Below are 14,875 nucleotides of genomic sequence, written 5' to 3' on the forward strand. Positions count from 1 at the left end.
CGGTGCTCCGGAATACCTTCAGCCAGGTGAAGGACGGATACGGTCAAGACTTTGCGTCGTCCTGCCCCTCAGCTTCCTGAAACCGCCAGAGCGCCAGCAATAGCGTACCATCGCCAAACGGTGTCACCGCATCCTGAATGAACAGCGGTGCCCGCAGCGGTTTTGACGCAGGCAGTTTCTGCGTTTCCGCTTCTTTTGAATACCGCAGGAACGGTAGGCGCAAGGTCTGTTCCATGCGCGGAACAGTACCACAACGGCCTCAGATCGACAAAAGCGCAGGCACCTCTGCCATGTCGCGGAACACCTCTGCACCCAATGCTGCCAGTTTCCTGCCACTGTCCTGCGGCGCATATCCAAGACAGCGCATGCCTGCACGCACGGCTGCGGTCACACCGTTGCAGCTGTCCTCGATCACCAGGCAGTCGCGCGCTTGCACTCCGAAATGGCTGGCTGCCGCCAGAAACAGCCCCGGTTCGGGCTTGGCGACCCTCAAAGCATGCGCCGAGAATATTGCGTGCGGATGGAAGCGCCCCCAAAGACCGTTCTGGCCCAAGGTAACGCGCATTTTCTCCTCGCTGCCGTTGGAAGCCACACAGACTGGTATCTCCTGCGCATCCAGCCGCGCCAGCAATTCTGGAACGCCTGGCGTCAGCGGCACGCCCTGCCTCAGACGGGCAATGGTTTCCGCGTAGACTTCATCAATCCACCTGTCTGGCAGATCTGCACCCAGTCCGCGGGCCTTCTCCATAACTCCGGCCATGGTGCAGCCAACGAAGTGCGCCATCGACTGTTCCATCGTCAGTGCCAGCCCGTGGCACGCCAAATTGTCGATCAGCGCCTGGTTCGACGCCGGCTCGCTGTCCACCAGCACTCCGTCGCAATCAAAAATCACCAGTTTTGGGGTTGGAAATGTCTTGGGCATTTGTGCCGCCAATCGAGGGATGCATCCGGGTTACCCCGCAAGAGTTAGACAGCTTTCTCTGCCACCGCAATTACGCAGCGGCCAAGCACCTGCTCTCAAATGCAAAAATGCAGGGGATCCCCCCTGCATTATCCAATCAAAAATCTGGCAAGGCTCAGAACTTGCAGCGCTTCTTCTTTGCCAAAGCAACCAGAACCTCGTGGCGCTTGTTGGCCGCTTCCAGCGCCTCGTTGGCGTTGGCGTAGTTGCCGATCACCGCCGGCCAGAACAGGATCGCCGCGGCCACATTCGTGCCAGAGGCGGTCTTGCCTTTCTTGGCTTCAGCGCGAATCTCATCCAATTGACCCAACTGGGTTTTAATTTCCTCGCAAGTCAGCGAAGCGTCATCAACGTTGTTGGTGGTCACGACTTCCGGCGAAACACAACCGGACAGAAACAGAGAGCCTGCTGCCAGCAGGCCAAGAAACTTTGCAGTTTTCATATTGGGTCCTTTGAAACCGCCGGAATGGGCGGATATTTGTCTAAATCACAGGCTGGCTACGCTCCTAAAGTTGAGTTTGCAAATAGAAATTCAAACATTCGAAGAGCGGAGCGGAACTTACGCTGGACTGTTCTCCTGACGCCACAACAAGGTGACGTGGGTATCGCCATACTTCCGGCTGCCTTCCAGCTCAAACCCGTTTGGTGCGCTCATAGGTGCGCTTTCCTCCCAGACCACCAGCGCATCTTCCGCCAACCAGCCGCCAGCCACGGCAGCAGCCAGCGCCTTCTCTCCCAGCGCCTTTCCATAAGGCGGGTCGAGGAAGATCAGATCAAAAGGCGCATCCGGGTTCTGTCCCAGCTTCAGCGCGTCACGGCGCGCAAGGGTGCAGCGGTCTTCGGCCTTGCAGATCGTCATGTTCTTTTTAATCAGGCCGCCGGACACACGCCCATCATCGACAAACAAAACCTCCGCCGCACCGCGCGACAGCGCCTCCAGCCCCAGCGCGCCGGTGCCTGCAAACAGGTCAAGCACACGGGCACCGGGAATGGCGCCCGTGTGGGTCAGTACACTGAACAGGCTTTCCCGCACCCGGTCGGTGGTTGGGCGCAGATGGGCACCTGCATCCCCCTTTCCCACCGCGGCCAGTGCCCGGCCGCGGAAGTCTCCGGCGATGATCCTCACGCTTTCAGCAGCGGTTTCAGATCGGCAGCAGGGTCGGCGGCAACTGCCTTGTCCGCTGTCTTGCCTGCATCAATGAGCCGCTTGGCCACCATATAGGCGCGCGGGTCGTTCATCGCGTCCACCGCCACCAGCTGGTCCCCCTTGTAGTACCAGAAGGAAACCTGACTGCCCTCACCCTGGCGGGTGACCACATTGTCATAGCCGGTGTTGAGGCCCGCAATCTGCAGTTTGACGTCGTACTGATCCGACCAGAACCAAGGGGTCGCGATGTAGTCCTTGTCCGCGCCCAGCATGTTCTGCGCCACAACTTCGGCTTGGTCGATGGCATTGGGCACGCTTTCCAGGCGGATGCGGTTGCCCTGGAACGGGAAGGAGGCGCAATCGCCTGCCGCCCAGACCGACGCATCGGAGGTCCGGCCCTTGGCATCCACCTTAATGCCGTTGTCCAGCTCCAGCCCGGCCATCTCCGCCAGTTGCGACGACGGGGTGATGCCCACGCCTACCACGACGAAATCCACGTCCAGCACCTCTCCGCCGCTCAGCACAGCGCGGGTGACCTTGCCGTCTTCGCCTTCCAGACGCTCCAGCCCAACGCCCTCGCGGATGTCCACGCCGTGGCCGCTGTGCAGATTGCGGAAGAAATCAGAGGTTTCCGGCGCCGCTACCCGCTGAAGGATACGATCAGCCATTTCCACCAGCTTCACCTGCACACCGCGCTTGGCGCAGACTGCAGCAGCCTCCAGCCCGATGTAGCCGCCGCCGACAATCAGCGCCCGCTTGCCCTCGGTCACGTTGGGCGCCATAGCGTCCACGTCGGTCAGCCCTCGCACCACATAAACGCCGTCCAGATCACCGCCAATGGCGGCAGGCAGGCGGCGCGGGTCGGACCCAGTGGTCAGCGCCAGCTGGTCGTAGCTGATCACCTCATCCTCCAGCGACACCGTTTTGGCGGCCGGATCAATCGCGGTGACGCGCTGTCCCAGCTTCAGGGTGATGTTGTTTTCGGAGTAAAAACTCTCGGGCCGCAAGAACAGCCGTTCCAGCTCCATTTCCCCCAGCAGATAGGCCTTTGACAGCGGCGGCCGCTGATAGGGCAGCGCTGCTTCTGCGCCGATCAGGGTGATCTCCCCGTCAAACCCGTCCTTGCGCAGCTTTGCCACCAGCGAGGACCCCGCCTGCCCTGCTCCAATCACGACGATGTGGGACATATCCCCTTGCCTCCCGCAATAGTTCCCGTCACGCTTTCACCGGACCCTATATACCCGGGGCCCCAAAACGCAATCAGGAGAAAGAGGAACGTGCAATGATTTCTGTTGGAGACCAACTGCCGGACGCGACACTGACACGGATTGGGGACAACGGCCCAGAACAAGTGCAACTGTCGGACAAGCTGAAAGGGCGCAAAGTGGTGATCTTCGCGGTTCCGGGTGCCTTTACCAGCACCTGCCATTCCGCGCATGTGCCCAGCTTTATCCGCACCAAGGACCAATTCGTCGCCAAAGGTGTCGATGAAATCATCTGTCTGGCCGGCAACGACCCTTTCGTGATGTCGATCTGGGGTGACAACACCGGTGCAACCGAGGCGGGGATCACCATGCTGTCGGATGCAGAGTGCACTTTCACCTCGGCGATCGAGATGCGGCTGGATGTGCCCTCCGCCGGGCTGATCGGCCGCTCGCTGCGCTATGCCATGCTGGTGGAAGACGGCGAGGTGAAGATCCTCAACAAGGAAGAGAACCCGGGCCAGTGTGAGCTGTCGGCCGGCGAGGGCCTGCTGGAAGCGATGGGCTGATTCTGGAACTGCAGTGGCCGCCAAGGCAGGCGGCCACCCTTCAACCTCTTAATAATTCGTAAAAAATTGGGTCAGAGTTTCTGTCCGAATGTTTCGCGCGCGAAACATTTAGACAACATTGCTGACCTATTCAGGTCAAGCTGAAAGACACAGTCCGCCAAGGCTGCAGGACAAGGAAAAAGCAATAACTTTCAAAATTTTAGAACTTTCGAGCGGCCGTCTCTCGCTAGAATTCAGCGCGTCTGACCTGACGGCTGTCAGAGAAGCTATCGAAAGCATCTACGGTGTACCGGAGATAACCGCGTATCCGGCCTGCGCGAGTGTAAAGTTTGCAGGCTGCATGTTCGTCTTTCAGAATGAGTGGAATGACCCTTGCCTCATTTCTCAGTCAGAGGAAGGCAATCGGATTCTGAAAGACCTTTTTGAATCCCTAAGGGCGGAAACCGGCTAGAGCCCGCCCGAATTTGCCTCTTGTCACTCCTGCGGTTCGCCAAACAGCCCGTCCATTTTACGCGCCAGCTTGGCGTCCTGGGCGCTGATCCCATCGACATCATGGGTGGTCAGAACCACCGTCACCCGGTTGTAGACATTGCTCCATTCCGGGTGGTGGTTCCACTTCTCGGCCCAGATCGCGGCGCGGGTCATCCAGCCGAAGGCATCAGCGAAATTGTTGAACTTGAAGGTCTTGGTGATGGCATCACGCCCATCCACCATCTCCCAGCCGGTGGCGAACAGCGGCTCCAGCAGCGGGCCGCGGGTGGCGTCGGACAGTTTCTCCGTCATTCTTGCTCCTCCACATGGGCTTTGCGGAACGGGCCGTAATCGGTCAGGATTTCAATCTCTTCCTCGGTGGCAGCCCGCTCAGCCTCGAGGTAGCGTCCGACGGCCCCGGCAAACCCGGGATCGCCGATCCAGTGCAAGCTGTGTGTCTGGCATGGCATGTAGCCACGCGCAAGCTTGTGTTCACCCTGTGCGCCGGCTTCCGCCCGGTCAAGCCCCAGGGCAATCGCCAGCTCTATAGCCTGATAATAGCACAGCTCGAAATGCAGGCAGGGGTGCTGTTCGACACAGCCCCAGTACCGGCCGTAAAGTGTTTCACGGCCAATGAAATTCAGCGCGCCCGCCACATAGCGCCCGTTGCGTTCCGCCAGAATCAGCGCCATGTCGTCCGCCATCGTGCGGTGCGCGATATCAAAGAACTGCCGGGTCAGATAAGGCGACCCCCACTTGCGCGCGCCAGTGTCCTGATAGAATTCCCAGAAGGCATCCCAATGCTCCGGGCGCAGGTCATCGCCCTGAACGACACGGATATCGCCGCCAAAGCATTGCGCCTGCATCCGTTCCTTGCGGATGTTCTTGCGCTTGCGCGATGACAGCGCCCGCATGAAAGCCTCGAAATCGGCGTAACCATCGTTCTGCCAGTGGAACTGCTGCGTTGTGCGCAGCATCAGCCCCATCTCCTCACCCAGCCGCGCCTCGTCCTGGGTGCAAAACGTCACATGCAGGGATGACAGATTGTTGTCCGCCGCCAGCTGCACAGCACCCTGCAACAACGCCGAGTGGCCAATGCCGTCAAAACCCGGGCGAACCAGAAACCGGCGCCCGGTGGCCGGGGTAAAGGGCACTGCAATCTGCAGCTTGGGGTAATAATGCCCGCCCGCCTGCTCATAGGCGTGCGCCCAATTGTGGTCGAAGATGTATTCGCCCTGGCTGTGCCCCTTGGCATAAAGCGGCGCGCAGGCGATCAGGCGCCCCTCCTGATAGGCGGTCAGATACTGCGGCTGCCAGCCGGTACCCGGCCCGACAGAACCGCTGTCCTCCAGCGCGCTCAGGAACCTGTGGGTGGTGAAAGGATCGAGCGCACGGCCGCCTGCCGCAGCCTCCGGGCAGGCGCAGGCGTCCCACTCGCCTGCCGTGATCTGCGACAGCGACGCCAGCACCCGGATTTCGATTCGCGCCTGAGACATGCAATTCCTCCGCACCGCTTCAAAGATGTGGGGTGCGGTCCAGAGCGATCAAGATGTTAGCGGCGAAAGGTACTGCTCAAATGTGACATTGTCAGCGATCGCCCGCGCAGCTTCTTCCTGGGCAAGCGATTTGATTGTCCAGCACAGCACCGGGACGCCTGCCTCTTTCAAACGGGCAACAGCAGGGTTGCCCAGATTGTGCGCCCCGTGGCTGATGAAGCTGGCGGCCACCCTGTCAAAATCTGCGATCTTCCGCAGGTGTTTGCGCTCTTCCGGCGTCAGCTCCGGCCAATTTTTAGGTTTAAAGGCGCCCGTTACCAGGCCAAGCGCCAAGTCGCTGCGGTGCTTGGCGAATTCCGCAACGGCATCCGGATTGAAGGACATCACCGCAACATCGCCTGAGTATCCTTCCAGGCACTGCGCAGCCGCTGCTTCGAGCCTGCCGCATCCGGTGCCATCTGGCCGCCGGCTCCAAACCTGATCCTTGATCTCAACCAGCAGAGGCACCTTCCCCCCCACCAGCTCCAATACTTCCGCAAAGTCCGGAATGCCCTCCCCGTCGCCGCCTTTCAGCGGGATGGCGCGCAGTTCTTCGCGGGTCCGGTCCCTGACCAGACCGGAGCCTTCGGCCAGCCGGTCCAGGTCATAATCGTGAAACACCATGGCGCAGCCATCCTTCGACAGCTGCAAATCAATCTCGATCCCGTAGCCTGCCGCAATTGCTGCGCGGATGGCAGCGCGGCTGTTCTCCGGGCGCCCGTCCTCAACATCATGCAATGCGCGGTGGGCCAGAGGGACAGTCAGAAAGGCGGCAGGCAGGGACGGCGTCATTTGATCTGGAACACACCGTCGATTTCAACTGCGACGCCCAGCGGCAGCGAGGGCGAGCTGACTGCGGAACGCGCGTGGCGGCCAATGTCGCCCAGCGCTTCAACCAGGAAGTCGGAGGCGCCGTTCACCACCTGCGGCTGCTGGATAAAATCCGCGGTCGAGTTGACAAAGGCGCCCAGTTTCACAACGCGGACCAGACGCTCCAGATCGCCGCCGCAGGCTGCCTTGAGCTGAGCCAGCAGCGCAATCGCGCAGCGCTTGGCCGCTGCCTGGCCTGCGTCGACATCCATGTCCGCACCCAAGGTGCCGGTGATCAAGCCGTTTTCATCCGCCGAAATCTGGCCGGAAATATAGACCATGTCGCCTGCAACGACATAAGGCACATAGTTGGCCGCAGGTGCCGGCGCGTCAGGCAGGGTCACACCCAGCTCTTTCAGTTTTGCTTCGATGCTCATGGCGCATTCCTTCCGAGTCTTTGCTGGCCGGGACGCTACCCGCAGCAGCAGGTTTCGGAAAGAGAAAATGCGAAACCCCGGCGCGGGAATCCGCCCTCCGCAGTCAGCTTTCGCGGAAAGCCTTGTTGAAGTAGTCCGCCAGCGGCTTGACCAGATAGGCCAGCGGCGAACGGTCGGCGGTACGGATGTAGCTTTCCACCGGCATTCCTGGGATCAGCACCGTGCCCGCCGGCAGGCGGCCCTGCTCGCCCGGGTTCAGCTCGATCTCCGCCCGGTAATAGGATATGCCGCTGCCCTGGTCCTCAAACGCATCAGCCGAGACCTGGGTGACATGGCCGAAAAGTTCCGGCGTCGAGCGCTGATCCAGAGCCGAGAACCGCAGGGTGACCTCCTGACCGGTATAAAGCTGGTCAATGTCGGTCGGCGCCACTTGTGCCGCGATCACCAGCGGCCGGTCCTGCGGCACCAGATACAACACCGGGTCGGCCGGCCGGATCACCGAGCGCGGGGTCTGCACCTGCAGCCCGTAGACAATGCCCGAGACCGGCGCGGTGATATCCAGCCGCGCCAGCCGCCCCTGCACGGACCGGCGGGTCTCAGCCAGCTCCAGCTCTTGATAGCGCAGATCGCGCAGGCGGGTAATCGCCTCTTCTCGCTGGCCGCTGCCCAGTTTCAGGATTTCGATATCAATCTCGGTGATGCGGCCCTCAGCCTGCGCCTCCGACGCCACCAGCTCACCCAGCTGGCCGTCCAGGCTGGCCTGGGTGCGCCGCAAATTCAGCACCGTTGCCGCCTGCGCCAGGCCGCGGTCCAGCAGCGACTGCTGGTTGCCCAGTTCCTCACCGATCAAGTCCAGTTGCACCGACATGGATTTCTGCTGCGCCTGAATACCGCGAATCTGCTCCTCGATTTGCGCCCGGCGCTTCTCGAGCTGTTCGATCTCGCGCGCGGTGGAATCTCTCCGGGCCAAGAACAGGCGCCGCTGGCCCTCGACCAGATCCATGACATCCGGCTGGGCTTCCGCGGCCTGCAGCAATTCCGGGTCAAAGGTGACATCAGCCGCCTCGTCCCGTTCCGCCTCCAGCCGGCCGCGCCGCGCCATCAGCTCGAACAGCTGGCCTTCGGTGATCACCAACTGGGAGTTCAGCTCATTGGCGTCAAGCCGGATCAGCGTCGCGCCCTCAGCCACGGTGTCGCCTTCATCGACCAGAATCTCTGCAACGATGCCGCCGTCCAGATGCTGCACCACCTGCCGGTTGCGGTCGACCTCAATACGGCCCGTGGCCACCACCGCACCGGAAATCGAGGACAGCACCGACCAGGAGCCGAAGCCCCCCACCAGCACTGCAAGAGCAATCAGGCCAATAATCAGCGGGCGGCGCGCGGGCCAGTTGTTCTCCACACTCATCGCACACCTCCCGCGCCGGTCGCCTGGCGGATGTTCTGATGGTTGGCAACCATTTCCTGCAGCACCTTGTCCTTGGGGCCAAAGGCGGTCTGGGTGCCCTTGTCAATCACCAGCAGCGTGTCGCATTCCTGGATCGCCGCCGGGCGGTGCGCCATGATCAGCACCGAGCGGCCCTCAGCCTTGATCTGCTTGATCGCCTGGTTCAGTGCCATCGAGCCTTCATTATCGAGGTTCGAGTTCGGCTCATCCAGGATCACGATCACCGGATCGTCGAACAGTGCCCGGGCCAGCCCGACCCGCTGCATCTGCCCGCCCGACAGCCGTCCGCCGGTGGCGTTGACGCGCGTGTCATAGCCGTCGGGCAGTTTCAGGATCATCTCATGCGCTGCAGCCTTACGGGCGGCCTCAACCACCTTTTCGGCGTCGGGCTGCTGATTAAGGCGGGCGATGTTCTGGGCAATGGTGCCATCAAACACCTGCACCCGCTGCGGCAAGTAACCTATGTGGCCGCCCAGCACATCCGGTGCGTACTGATCCAGTGACGCACCGTCGAGCCGGACGGAACCGGCCGCAGGCCGCCAAACACCTGTCAGCGCCCGCGCGAGGGTTGACTTGCCGGATCCCGAAGGCCCGATCACGCCGATTGCCTGTCCCGGCTGCACCTTGAAGTTCACATTGCGCAAGAGCGGCGTATTGCTGCCAGGCGGCACCACCGCCAGCCCCTGGACCTCCAGCAGCGCCTTCGGCTTGGGCAGGGCGGTGCGTGTCTCTTCCTCCGGAACCTTGTCCAGCAGCTCCGCCAGATTGTGCCAGCCCTTCATCGCCCGCTGCACCAGCGCCCACTGCCCCAGCCCCAGTTCGATCGGCGCCAGGGCGCGGCCCATCAGGATGGAACCTGCGATCATCGCGCCTGGCGTCACCTCGTTTTGCAGCACCAGATATGCGCCCAAACCCAGCATCGCCGATTGCAGGAAAAGACGCAGCGTCTTGGTCAGCGTGGTGAACCCGCCGCCGGTGTCATTGGCCGTGACACTGTCGGTCAAGGCCGCGTCCCGGGCCTGTTTCCAGCGCTCGAAAGATGCCCCGCGCATGCCCATTGACTGGATCATTTCCGCTTCGTTGCGGATTTCCTCGGACATCAGATTGGCCTTGTGGCCGGTCATGCTTGCCTTCTGCTGCGGCAACCGGGTGAACATCTGGTTCAAGAACGCAATCAGCACCAATACCGCACCGCCGCCAAGGGCCAGCAGGCCCAGCCAGGGGTGGAACAGCGCAATGCCCGCCAGAAACACTGGCGTCCAGGGCAAGTCGAAAGCCGCAGTCAGCACCGGCGAGGCGATCAGCCGCTGCACCGACTCCAGGTCTGAGAGACCGGTCTGCGCTACCGGGTCCTGTGCCACCGCAGAACGGCGGATCATCGCATCGAACACCCTCTTATCCAGCGCCGCCTGCAGCCGGGCCCCAACCCGCGCCATGATCCGGCCGCGGGCATAGTCCAAGAGCCCCATCATCCCGTAAAGGAACACCACCAGCAGCGACAGCGCCAAAAGGGTCGCCTCTGACCGGCTGCCCAGCACCCGGTCGTAGACCTGCATCATGTATAAGGGACCGGTCAGCATTAGCAGGTTCACGAAAAAGCTGAAGATCCCGGTGAACCAGTACAGGCCGCAGCTCTGCCGCCGCACCTGACGCAGTTCATCATACCCGTTTTTGTAAAGGCTTTTATTCATGGTCAGACTGCAATAGTGGTTCGTTGGCTTCAGGTCAGGGCTGGAATTGTACCAGTTGTGGCACAAGCCGGTAAAAAAATGTAATCAGACTGGAAATTGGCAAGAGAACACTTATTTGCCCCCCGACGCGCCCATTCCAGTACCAATTGGACACTTATCCGAATGCCCTTGATGTTGCGACCGCTTAAATTTGTACCTGCGCTGATTTTGGCCGCTTTTGCCGCTGGCTGCGCCACTCAGGACCCGGTTGCGCGCGCCTCCGGCGAGGTGTTCGACCCCTATGAGCGGACCAACCGCACCATTCACGCCTTCAACCGCGGCGTTGACCGGCTGGCCTTCCGCCCCGCCTCCAAAGGCTACGTGGCAATCGTTCCGGCACCGATGGTGACCAGTTTCTCCTATTTTGCTGAGAACCTGTCGATGCCCGGCCAGATGGTCAATGCACTGCTGCAGGGCGACCTGAAGACGGCCGGCAATGCGTTTTCGCGCTTCGTGATCAACTCGACCGTGGGATTTGCGGGCCTCGCAGACCCCGCAACTGAGTTCAAAGTGCCGCAGGTCGATACCGACTTCGGCGAGACATTGCATAAATGGGGCGTCGGCGAAGGCGCCTATGTCGAACTGCCGCTGCTCGGCCCTTCCACCAGCCGTGACGCGGTGGGGGTTGCCGTCGACTTCTTCACCAACCCGCTGGGATATGCCGAGCAGAATACTGCCGACAACATCACCATCTACGCCGAGATCGTGCGCCGCATGGGTGATCGTGGCAACTATTCCGACACGATCGACTCGATTCTCTACGAGAGCGCCGACAGCTATGCGCAGTCGCGGCTGATCTACCTGCAGAACCGCCGGTTCGAGCTGGGGGATGGCGAAGAGATCCAGGAAATCGACCCGTTCGAACTGAACACTGAAGGATTTTGAATATGGACCGCCGCAATTTCGTGACTGGCCTGTGCGCCGGCGCCGCTGCTTTGGTTGCAGCTCCGCAAACCCTTTGGGCGCTGACCGAAAACAGCGCCAGCAAGCTGATCAACAGCCTGGTTGCCGACATCAACCGTGTGATCGACTCTGGCAAGGGTGAAAGCGCCATGTTCCGCGAGTTCGAGCGGATCTTCCAGCGCTACAGCGACACCTCGTATATCGCGGCCTATGCGCTCGGGGTGGATGGGCGCCGCGCCTCGGCCAGCCAGAAGAAGGCCTTCTCCAAGGCATTTCAGGGCTACATCTCGCGCAAGTACGGCAAACGCTTTCGCGAGTTCATCGGCGGCAAGCTGGAGGTGAAGGGCGTCAAGAAAGTCAAGAAATGGTATGAGGTGAGCACTATTGCCTACCTCAAGGGCCAGTCGCCGTTTGAAGTGACCTTCCTGGTGTCGGACCGCTCCGGCCGCGACCTGTTTTTCAACATGTTCATCGAAGGCGTGAACCTGCTGCTGACCGAGCGCACCGAAATCGGCGCGATCCTGGACAGCAAGAAAGGTGACATCGACGCGCTGATTGCCGAGCTGGACCGGCTGAGCTGATCCGGTTTTTCCTGACGGACACGAGCAAGGCTCCCTGCGGGGAGCCTTTTTCTTTGCCTGCTTCAGGCCACCCGCTTGCGGGGCAGAAGCCTCCCGCCCGTCGCCGCAGCATCCTGGATGCCGTGCGCCCGTTGGGCGTGGCGCCCCAGGCCCTGTGGGACAGGCGCGCGCCGCACCTTCAAGGTGCGGCGCCGGGCCCAACTGGCGATGCCTCCGCATGGAGGCCAGAGACGGGCGGGAGCACCGCCTATCCGTATTTTCAGTTGCCCAGAATATCCCGCAGGATGTTGTCCACCGCGCGGCCCAGTTCCTGGCCCAGTTTTGGCCCCTGACGGCGGCGCTCGCGGCGGGTTGGCTGCGGCGGCGGTGCGATCGGTGCCGGTTCCAGCATCGGCAGTGGCTTCGGTTCCAGCCCCTCATGAACCCGCACCATGGTCTCGCGCCAGATCTCGGCGGGCAGACCGCCGCCGGTCACACCGGACAGGGGCGTATTGTCGTCATATCCCATCCAGACGCCGGCCACGTAGTCAGCCGTGAAGCCGATAAACCAGGCATCCTTGGCGGCTGATGTGGTGCCGGATTTGCCCGCCGCCTGCCAGCCCGGGATCTGCGCCCGCTGGCCGGTGCCGCCGGCAATCACCTTTTCCATCATCCAGACCAGCTGCTGCGCGGCCTCCGGGCGGATCACCCGCTCGCCCATGCCGCCGCTGGCCCCCATCAGCGCCTCATTGTCCTCCACCAGCTTCAGCTCCGTTACACCATAAGGTGTCACTGAGGAGCCGCCGTTGAGGATACCCGCATAAGCGCCGGTCATTTCCAGCAGAGTGCTTTCCGACGCCCCCAGCGCCAGCGCAGGGCCCGCGGCCAGATCGCTGTCGATGCCAAAGTCCTTGGCCACAAGGCTCACCTTGTCGCGGCCCACGGCCTCGGACACTTTCACCGCCGGCACGTTCAGCGAGTCGCGCAGCGCCCGCGCCAATGTCACTTCACCATAGAACTTGCGGGTGTAGTTATCCGGGCACCACTGGCCGGATCCTGGAATGTTCAGGCAGTATTTTGCATCCAGCACCCGGTCATAGGGCGAATAACCCAGCTCCAGCGCGGTGGCATAGACAAAGGGTTTGAACGCAGAACCGGTCTGCCGCTTGGCCTGGGTCGCCCGGTTGAAAACGCCCGAGACCTTGGTCTTGCGCCCGCCCACCATGGCGCGCACTGCGCCGTCGGCGCTCATCACCACAATGGCGGCCTGCGCCTTGGAGCCCTGACGCACCTTGTTTTCGAAGATGTATTTCAGCGCTTCCTCAGCCGCGCGCTGCAAGCGCTGGTCCATTGTGGAGCGGATCACCACGTCCTCTGTGGTCTGGTCGCCCAGGAAGTCTGGAATGCTGTCCATCACCCAATCGGCGAAATAGCCGCCGGCCCGCGCTGCCGCAGCCTCGCTCAGCTCTGCCGGGCTGTTCTGGTACTTCTGCATCTCCGCCGTGGTCAGGTAGCCCTGCTCCTGCATCAGCCGCAGCACGGTAGCCGCCCGGTCCTGCGAGCGCTGCAGGTTGTTTGTGGGGGCCAGCGTCGACGGCGCGGTCAGCAACCCTGCCAGCATTGCACCCTCCGCCGGGTTCAGCTGGTTTGCGGATTTACCAAAATAGCGCTGCGCCGCGGCCTCTGCGCCATAGGCGCCGCCGCCCATATAGGCGCGGTTCATGTAGATCGAAAGGATCTCGTCCTTGGTGTACTTGGCCTCCATCGCCAGGGCAAAGATCGCCTCGGTCCCTTTGCGCCAGAGCGATCCCTTGCGGCAGTCGGCCTCATAGGCGCTTTCACTCTTCCATTCGGTGGGATCATAGACCTTGCCCAAGCACAGGAGTTTCGCCGCCTGCTGGGTGATGGTGGAGCCGCCATGGCCCGACAGCGGCCCGCGCCCTTCGCTCAGGTTGATGCGCACGGCGCTGGCTATACCGCGCGGCGACAGGCCAAGGTGGCGGTAAAACCGCTTGTCTTCTGTCGCAACGATGGCGTTTTTCAGATGCGGCGACACCGTGTCCGCGGTCACCACGCCGCCGAACTGGTCGCCGCGCCAGGCAAAGACCTCACCCTCGCGGTCCAGAATGGTGACGGAGCCACGGGCGCGCCCGTCCAGGTAGGCAGAAACCTCCGGCAGTTTTGCATATTGGAACGCCACCGCCAGGCCGACCAGCCCGCAGACCACCATGCCAACCCGCCAGGTGAACCCCCAAGCCAGCCGGAACACAAAGGCAAACGGCGCCAGCAGCCAGCCGATGAGGCCGCGTTTCTTGCGTACCGGCCTGGCGCGGGACTTCTTGCGGCCAAACAGCCGTGCCAGCAGTCCAGGCTTTTTGGCCTTGGGCGCCGGCTTCCTGCGCGCAGGCTTCTTAGCGGGTGGTTTGCCCTTGCCGCCCGCGGAATAGCGTTTCTCCGCCACCAGAGGCTTGCGCCCGGATCCTTGTGCCATCGTCTGTTCCTGCCCGGTTTGCCCGTTGTCCGGCGACAATACCCTGCCGGCGCCGGATTGTAGAGGGGGCAGAATCCGGACCTTTCCCCTTTTCCAGATGGCCGGTTTTTAAGCGAAGCGATCAAAAGGCGCAAAATTATTGTGCGCTCGCAGAAAGACGCGCGGAAACTTGCTGCCCTTGGCTTTGCACGACTCGGGGCGGCGGCTTTGCTGCAGGTGCACAATGCATCGGCATGGGGCCGGGGCAGCGCGAAACAAAGGGATGCAAAGATGAAAATGATCGTTGCCGCCATCAAGCCCTTCAAGCTGGACGAGGTCCGCGAGGCGCTGACCGGTCTTGGCGTGAGCGGGCTGATGGTCACCGAAATCAAGGGCTTTGGCGCCCAGGCGGGCCACACCGAGATTTACCGCGGCGCCGAGTACGAAGTGAATTTCGTGCCCAAGTTGAAGCTGGAATTGGTTGTGCCTGCCGATCAGGCCGAACAGGCCGTCAGCGCAATTTCCGAGACCGCCCGCACCGGCAAGATCGGCGACGGCAAGATTTTTGTTTTGGATGTGGAACAGGCCCTGCGGGTGCGCACCGGCGAAACCAATCTCGAGGCGCTGTAAGCG

16 protein-coding genes are annotated in these 14,875 nt (G+C 61.9%); 4 read left to right on the top strand and 12 right to left on the bottom strand.

Going from position 1 to position 14,875, the window contains the following annotated elements; all coding sequences use genetic code 11:
- Positions 1-43: 43 nt before the first annotated feature.
- The 5 genes from RA21_RS23030 to RA21_RS13335 form a co-directional block, all read right to left on the bottom strand.
- Positions 44-235 (bottom strand): hypothetical protein, encoded by a 192-nt coding sequence (locus RA21_RS23030; RefSeq protein ID WP_039149590.1) that lies wholly within the window; start codon positions 233-235, stop codon positions 44-46.
- Between the two features lie 24 nt (positions 236-259).
- Positions 260-922: an HAD family hydrolase gene (locus RA21_RS13320; protein ID WP_039149595.1), complete on the bottom strand. Its 663-nt coding sequence runs from the start codon at positions 920-922 to the stop codon at positions 260-262.
- 154 nt (positions 923-1,076) lie between these two features.
- On the bottom strand, positions 1,077-1,403 hold the full coding sequence (locus tag RA21_RS13325) for a hypothetical protein (RefSeq protein WP_019297295.1): 327 nt from the start codon (positions 1,401-1,403) through the stop codon (positions 1,077-1,079).
- Between the two features lie 117 nt (positions 1,404-1,520).
- The gene (gene rsmD, locus RA21_RS13330; protein ID WP_039149597.1) at positions 1,521-2,087 is read right to left on the bottom strand and encodes a 16S rRNA (guanine(966)-N(2))-methyltransferase RsmD; all 567 of its coding nucleotides are present in this window, start codon (positions 2,085-2,087) and stop codon (positions 1,521-1,523) included.
- Entirely contained in the window at positions 2,084-3,295 is a 1,212-nt protein-coding gene (locus RA21_RS13335) for an NAD(P)/FAD-dependent oxidoreductase (RefSeq protein WP_019297297.1), read from the bottom strand. Before RA21_RS13335 ends, rsmD begins: the two co-directional genes overlap by 4 nt.
- A gap of 95 nt (positions 3,296-3,390) precedes the next feature.
- Between RA21_RS13335 and RA21_RS13340 the strand changes: the two genes are divergently transcribed.
- Complete coding sequence (locus RA21_RS13340; protein WP_019297298.1) at positions 3,391-3,879, top strand: peroxiredoxin; 489 nt, start codon at positions 3,391-3,393, stop codon at positions 3,877-3,879.
- A 474-nt stretch (positions 3,880-4,353) separates the two neighbouring features.
- On the opposite strand, the gene RA21_RS13345 is transcribed toward RA21_RS13340, so the two are convergent.
- The 6 genes from RA21_RS13345 to RA21_RS13370 form a co-directional block, all read right to left on the bottom strand.
- Entirely contained in the window at positions 4,354-4,662 is a 309-nt protein-coding gene (locus RA21_RS13345; RefSeq protein WP_019297299.1) for a 4a-hydroxytetrahydrobiopterin dehydratase, read from the bottom strand.
- Entirely contained in the window at positions 4,659-5,846 is a 1,188-nt protein-coding gene (locus RA21_RS13350) for a GNAT family N-acetyltransferase (RefSeq protein ID WP_039149600.1), read from the bottom strand. Before RA21_RS13350 ends, RA21_RS13345 begins: the two co-directional genes overlap by 4 nt.
- Before the next feature lie 48 nt (positions 5,847-5,894).
- Complete coding sequence (locus RA21_RS13355; RefSeq protein WP_039149603.1) at positions 5,895-6,677, bottom strand: glycerophosphodiester phosphodiesterase family protein; 783 nt, start codon at positions 6,675-6,677, stop codon at positions 5,895-5,897.
- Positions 6,674-7,132, bottom strand: a complete 459-nt coding sequence (locus RA21_RS13360) for a RidA family protein (protein WP_039149606.1) — start codon at positions 7,130-7,132, stop codon at positions 6,674-6,676. The genes RA21_RS13355 and RA21_RS13360 overlap by 4 nt, the downstream gene beginning before the upstream one ends.
- Before the next feature lie 103 nt (positions 7,133-7,235).
- Positions 7,236-8,540 carry an HlyD family type I secretion periplasmic adaptor subunit gene (locus RA21_RS13365; protein ID WP_039149608.1) on the bottom strand — a complete coding sequence of 435 codons (1,305 nt, stop codon included), beginning with the start codon at positions 8,538-8,540 and terminating at the stop codon, positions 7,236-7,238.
- Positions 8,537-10,270, bottom strand: coding sequence for a type I secretion system permease/ATPase (locus RA21_RS13370; RefSeq protein ID WP_039149611.1), 1,734 nt, complete (start codon positions 10,268-10,270; stop codon positions 8,537-8,539). Before RA21_RS13370 ends, RA21_RS13365 begins: the two co-directional genes overlap by 4 nt.
- 171 nt (positions 10,271-10,441) lie before the next feature.
- Here RA21_RS13370 and RA21_RS13375 point away from each other — a divergent pair, with 171 nt between their 5' ends.
- Both RA21_RS13375 and RA21_RS13380 read left to right on the top strand, forming a co-directional pair.
- A complete protein-coding gene (locus tag RA21_RS13375) occupies positions 10,442-11,194 on the top strand; it encodes an MlaA family lipoprotein (protein WP_019297305.1) in 753 nt (250 codons plus the stop codon).
- A 2-nt stretch (positions 11,195-11,196) separates the two neighbouring features.
- The gene (locus RA21_RS13380; RefSeq protein WP_019297306.1) at positions 11,197-11,793 is read left to right on the top strand and encodes an MlaC/ttg2D family ABC transporter substrate-binding protein; all 597 of its coding nucleotides are present in this window, start codon (positions 11,197-11,199) and stop codon (positions 11,791-11,793) included.
- Between the two features lie 259 nt (positions 11,794-12,052).
- Here the strand turns inward: RA21_RS13380 and RA21_RS13385 are convergent, their stop codons facing one another.
- Positions 12,053-14,263 (bottom strand): transglycosylase domain-containing protein, encoded by a 2,211-nt coding sequence (locus RA21_RS13385; protein WP_019297307.1) that lies wholly within the window; start codon positions 14,261-14,263, stop codon positions 12,053-12,055.
- A 270-nt stretch (positions 14,264-14,533) separates the two neighbouring features.
- Here RA21_RS13385 and RA21_RS13390 point away from each other — a divergent pair, with 270 nt between their 5' ends.
- Complete coding sequence (locus RA21_RS13390) at positions 14,534-14,872, top strand: P-II family nitrogen regulator (protein WP_029204925.1); 339 nt, start codon at positions 14,534-14,536, stop codon at positions 14,870-14,872.
- Positions 14,873-14,875: the final 3 nt, after the last annotated feature.

This window comes from Leisingera sp. ANG-DT, from assembly GCF_000813785.1.
In the GTDB taxonomy this organism is placed as follows: domain Bacteria; phylum Pseudomonadota; class Alphaproteobacteria; order Rhodobacterales; family Rhodobacteraceae; genus Leisingera.

Excerpts from the sequence above, each read along its gene's own strand:
- RA21_RS23030 (WP_039149590.1), bottom strand. The coding sequence starts at position 235 with ATGGAACAGACCTTGCGCCTACCGTTCCTGCGGTATTCAAAAGAAGCG.
- RA21_RS13320 (WP_039149595.1), bottom strand. The coding sequence starts at position 922 with ATGCCCAAGACATTTCCAACCCCAAAACTGGTGATTTTTGATTGCGAC.
- RA21_RS13325 (WP_019297295.1), bottom strand. The coding sequence starts at position 1,403 with ATGAAAACTGCAAAGTTTCTTGGCCTGCTGGCAGCAGGCTCTCTGTTT.
- RA21_RS13335 (WP_019297297.1), bottom strand. The coding sequence starts at position 3,295 with ATGTCCCACATCGTCGTGATTGGAGCAGGGCAGGCGGGGTCCTCGCTG.
- RA21_RS13340 (WP_019297298.1), top strand. The coding sequence starts at position 3,391 with ATGATTTCTGTTGGAGACCAACTGCCGGACGCGACACTGACACGGATT.
- RA21_RS13345 (WP_019297299.1), bottom strand. The coding sequence starts at position 4,662 with ATGACGGAGAAACTGTCCGACGCCACCCGCGGCCCGCTGCTGGAGCCG.
- RA21_RS13350 (WP_039149600.1), bottom strand. The coding sequence starts at position 5,846 with ATGTCTCAGGCGCGAATCGAAATCCGGGTGCTGGCGTCGCTGTCGCAG.
- RA21_RS13355 (WP_039149603.1), bottom strand. The coding sequence starts at position 6,677 with ATGACGCCGTCCCTGCCTGCCGCCTTTCTGACTGTCCCTCTGGCCCAC.
- RA21_RS13360 (WP_039149606.1), bottom strand. The coding sequence starts at position 7,132 with ATGAGCATCGAAGCAAAACTGAAAGAGCTGGGTGTGACCCTGCCTGAC.
- RA21_RS13365 (WP_039149608.1), bottom strand. The coding sequence starts at position 8,540 with ATGAGTGTGGAGAACAACTGGCCCGCGCGCCGCCCGCTGATTATTGGC.
- RA21_RS13370 (WP_039149611.1), bottom strand. The coding sequence starts at position 10,270 with ATGAATAAAAGCCTTTACAAAAACGGGTATGATGAACTGCGTCAGGTG.
- RA21_RS13375 (WP_019297305.1), top strand. The coding sequence starts at position 10,442 with ATGTTGCGACCGCTTAAATTTGTACCTGCGCTGATTTTGGCCGCTTTT.
- RA21_RS13380 (WP_019297306.1), top strand. The coding sequence starts at position 11,197 with ATGGACCGCCGCAATTTCGTGACTGGCCTGTGCGCCGGCGCCGCTGCT.
- RA21_RS13385 (WP_019297307.1), bottom strand. The coding sequence starts at position 14,263 with ATGGCACAAGGATCCGGGCGCAAGCCTCTGGTGGCGGAGAAACGCTAT.
- RA21_RS13390 (WP_029204925.1), top strand. The coding sequence starts at position 14,534 with ATGAAAATGATCGTTGCCGCCATCAAGCCCTTCAAGCTGGACGAGGTC.